The sequence below is a fragment of the Dietzia sp. B19 genome (genome assembly GCF_014145155.1).
Lineage (GTDB): Bacteria > Actinomycetota > Actinomycetes > Mycobacteriales > Mycobacteriaceae > Dietzia > Dietzia natronolimnaea.
Genome location: NZ_JAALED010000129.1, coordinates 1 through 3,642 on the forward strand (window position 1 = coordinate 1; position 3,642 = coordinate 3,642).

Consider the following 3,642-nt stretch of genomic DNA (forward strand, 5'->3'; position numbering starts at 1 on the left):
GGACTTCCTCGCCGACGTCGACTGGGAACGGTCCCTGCGCGTCCTGGGGGCCCGGCACGAGTTCCTCGCCGTGCACACGGCCGACCCCCTCGACATCGCACTTCCCGCTGTGGGCGCCGCACTGCTCCAGGACCCGGCCACCGGCGAGGTGCTCGAACTGGACGTCGACGACGCCCTCGCCGCCGACTACCGCCGGGCCGCGGACTCCCATCGCGCGGAGGTCCACGCCGCCCTACGCCGCTGTGGCGCCCCGGTCCTCGCCCTGCGGACCGACCGGGACTGGATCAGGGACGTGATCGACTTCGTCGGCGCACGCCGCCAGGGTGGCCTGCCCACCGGGGAGAACCTCGTCAGGGACCTGCCCGACGACCATCCGACACCGGGAGGAACGCACCGATGAGCCTGTCGGAGTTCCAGCACCCACTGTGGCTGGTCCTGGTGGTCGTGCCACTGGCCCTCGCGATCGGATACGTGATCGCGCTGCGATCCAAGAGGCGCAGGACCGTGCGCTTCGGCAACTTCGGCGTCCTGCGGACCGTCGACCGCGGCGGTCGACGCTGGTTCACCCACGTCCCCGCGGTGCTGCTCATCCTGTCGCTGCTCGCCCTGGTGGTGGCGCTGGCCGGGCCGCAGAAGGAACAGAAGGTGCCGCGGAACCGCGCGACGGTCATGCTCGTCGTCGACGTGTCACTGTCCATGGAGTCCACGGACGTAGCGCCGTCCCGCCTGGAGGCCGCGCAGCAGGCCGCCACGACGTTCGCCAACAACCTCACCCCGGGCGTCAACCTGGGACTGGTCTCCTACGCCGGAACGGCCTCGATGCTCGTGGCACCCACCACCGATCGGGGACCCGTGGTCCGCGCCGTCGAGCGACTCCGGCTGGATGAGAGGACCGCGACCGGCGAGGCGATCTACACCGCCACCCAGGCCGTCACGACGTTCACCGAGAGCCTCGGTGGCACCGACCAGGCGCCGCCGGCCCGAATCGTGCTGCTCTCCGACGGCAAGGAGACCGTCCCCGCCGACCCGACCGAGGAGCGCGGGGCCTTCACCGCCGCCGAGCGCGCCGAGGAGGCCGGCATCCCGATCTCGACCATCTCCTTCGGCACCCTCTACGGGACAGTGGACATCCAGGGTCGCCCGCAGCCCGTCCCCGTCGACGACGCCTCGTTGCGTACCATCGCCGAGATCTCGGGGGGTGACTTCTTCACCGCCTCCAGCCTCGAGGAGCTCGACTCCGTCTACCGCACCCTCGAGGAACAGATCGGGTTCGAGTGGAAGAAGGCCGACGCCTCGCGGCCGTGGCTCGTGATCGGGTCCCTGCTGGCGATGCTCGCCGCAGCCGGATCCCTGGTGGCACACCGCCGCATCCCGTGACGGGTCCGCGCACCCCCACCGGGTCACCCGTGACGGTTCGATAGGTTGGTGCACATGGTTCCCGACAGCACGCCCACCCCCACCCCCCGGACGGTCCTGGTGACCGGGGGCAACCGCGGCATCGGACGCGCCGTGGCCGAACGACTCGCCGCCGACGGCCACCGGGTGGCGGTGACCCATCGAGGGTCCGGTGCGCCCGACGGTCTGTTCGGAGTCCTGTGTGACGTCACCGACCCCGACTCCGTCGACGCGGCGTTCACCGCGGTCGAGGCCGAGTACGGCCCGGTCGAGGTGGTGGTGTCCAACGCCGGGATCACCGACGACACCCTCCTGATGCGGATGAAGGACGAGCAGTTCACCCGGGTCGTCGAGGCGAACCTGTCCGGCGCGTTCCGGGTGGCCAGAAGGGCCTCCCGGGGGATGCTGCGCGCCAGGTTCGGCCGACTCATCTTCATCGGATCGGTGGTCGCGCAGTCGGGCACCGCGGGCCAGGTCAACTACGCCTCGTCGAAGGCCGGCCTCATCGGGATGGCCCGCTCACTGACCCGGGAACTCGGCTCGCGCAACATCACGGCCAACGTCGTGGCCCCCGGGTTCATCGACACCGACATGACCGCCGGGCTGGACGACAAGACGCAGGCCCTCGCCGTGGCGGCCATCCCGCTCGGCCGGAAGGGCAGCGCCCACGACGTGGCGGGGGCCGTCAGCTTCCTCGCGGGGGACGACGCCGGCTACATCTCGGGTGCCGTCCTGCCCGTCGACGGCGGTATGGGAATGGGGCACTGACCATGAGCGAGAACACCCGCACCGGGATCCTCTCGGGCAAGACCATCCTCGTCACCGGGGTGATCACCGACGCCTCGATCGCCTTCCACATCGCCAAGCACTGCCAGCTCCACGGCGCCACCGTCATCCTCACCGCGTTCGGCCGGCCGTCGCTGGTGCGGGCGATCTCGAAGCGACTGCCCGACAGGCCCGCGGTGATCGAACTGGACGTGCAGAGCGAGGAGGACCTCGCGGCGCTCGAGGGCAGGGTGCGAGAACACGCCGAGTCGCTCGACGGGGTGGTGCACTCCATCGGGTTCGCGCCGCCCAGTTGCCTCGGCGACCCGTTCCTCGACGCGCCCTGGAAGGACGTCTCCGTCGCCGTGGAGGTCTCCGCCTATTCGTACGCGTCCCTCGCCAGGGCCGTGCGCCCCCTGCTCAACCCCGGCGCGTCGATCATCGGACTGGACTTCGACCCGCGGTTCTCCATGCCCTTCTACAACTGGATGTCCGTGGCCAAGAACGCCCTGGAGGCGGTCAACCGCTACGTGGCCCGAGAACTCGGTCCGGAGGGCGTGCGGTCCAACCTCATCGCCGCCGGCCCCGTCAAGACCCTCGCGGCCAAGGCCATCGCCGGAGACGCGCTCGGTCCCGGCGGAGAACTGGACCAGATGCAGGACGAGTGGGCCAGGCGCGCCCCCCTGGGGTGGGACGTGAACGACCCCACCGCGGTGGCGACCACCGCGGTGGCGCTGCTCTCGGACCTCATGCCCGCCACCACGGGAACAGTGATCTATGCAGACGGTGGAGCCGGCACCGTCTCCTTCAGCGGACAGGAGAACCACAGATGACCGATGGTGAGCTCGAGGTGACCGGGCCCGTGGACGCCCTCCTCCTCCTGTCCTTCGGCGGGCCCGAGGGTCAGGAGGAGGTCATCCCCTTCCTCGAGAACGTCACCCGCGGGCGCGGGATCCCGGCGGCGCGACTCGAGGAGGTCGCCACCCACTACCGACAGCTGGGTGGCCGCAGCCCGATCAACGACCTCAACCGCGAGATCATCGACCACGTCGAGGAGGAGCTCGCCCGCAGCGGCAGGGACCTGCCGGTGTACTTCGGGAACCGCAACTGGACCCCGATGATCGAGGAGACGGTCCGGCAGATGACCGCGGACGGCGTCCGGACCGCGGCGGTGTTCGCCACCTCCGCGTGGGGCGGCTACTCCGGCTGTGCGCAATACCAGGAGGACATCGCCCGCGCGCGCGAGCAGGTCCCCGGTGCGCCCTCGATGGTCCGCCTGCGACAGTTCTACGACCATCCCCTGTTCATCGAGCGGTTCGCGTCCGATCTCCGCGCCGCCCGGGAAGCGGCGGCGCCGGGAGCCCGCGTCGTCTTCACCGCGCACTCGGTCCCCGAGGCGGCGGACGCCGTCGCGGGTCCGCCCGCGCTCGGAGGTCGTCTCTACAGCCGTCAGGTCGCCGAGGCGTCGCGGCTGGTGGCCCA

At 70.9% G+C, this 3,642-nt stretch carries 4 protein-coding genes and 1 pseudogene; all 5 read left to right on the forward strand.

Going from position 1 to position 3,642, the window contains the following annotated elements; genetic code table 11:
• Positions 1–400, forward strand: a pseudogene (locus G6020_RS04850) (DUF58 domain-containing protein); the annotation flags it as partial.
• Positions 397–1,377, forward strand: a complete 981-nt coding sequence (locus G6020_RS04855; protein ID WP_182609846.1) for a VWA domain-containing protein — start codon at positions 397–399, stop codon at positions 1,375–1,377. The pseudogene G6020_RS04850 and the gene G6020_RS04855, both read left to right, overlap by 4 nt.
• 54 nt (positions 1,378–1,431) lie before the next feature.
• Positions 1,432–2,163, forward strand: a complete 732-nt coding sequence (fabG1, locus tag G6020_RS04860; RefSeq protein WP_179525296.1) for a 3-oxoacyl-ACP reductase FabG1 — start codon at positions 1,432–1,434, stop codon at positions 2,161–2,163.
• A 2-nt stretch (positions 2,164–2,165) separates the two neighbouring features.
• Entirely contained in the window at positions 2,166–2,993 is an 828-nt protein-coding gene (gene inhA / locus G6020_RS04865; protein ID WP_179525295.1) for an NADH-dependent enoyl-ACP reductase InhA, read from the forward strand.
• Positions 2,990–3,642 (forward strand): ferrochelatase (locus G6020_RS04870; RefSeq protein WP_182609847.1); only part of this gene is annotated, 653 nt, incomplete at its 3' end. The genes inhA and G6020_RS04870, both read left to right, overlap by 4 nt.

Excerpts from the sequence above, each read along its gene's own strand:
- G6020_RS04855 (WP_182609846.1), top strand. The coding sequence starts at position 397 with ATGAGCCTGTCGGAGTTCCAGCACCCACTGTGGCTGGTCCTGGTGGTC.
- fabG1 (WP_179525296.1), top strand. The coding sequence starts at position 1,432 with ATGGTTCCCGACAGCACGCCCACCCCCACCCCCCGGACGGTCCTGGTG.
- inhA (WP_179525295.1), top strand. The coding sequence starts at position 2,166 with ATGAGCGAGAACACCCGCACCGGGATCCTCTCGGGCAAGACCATCCTC.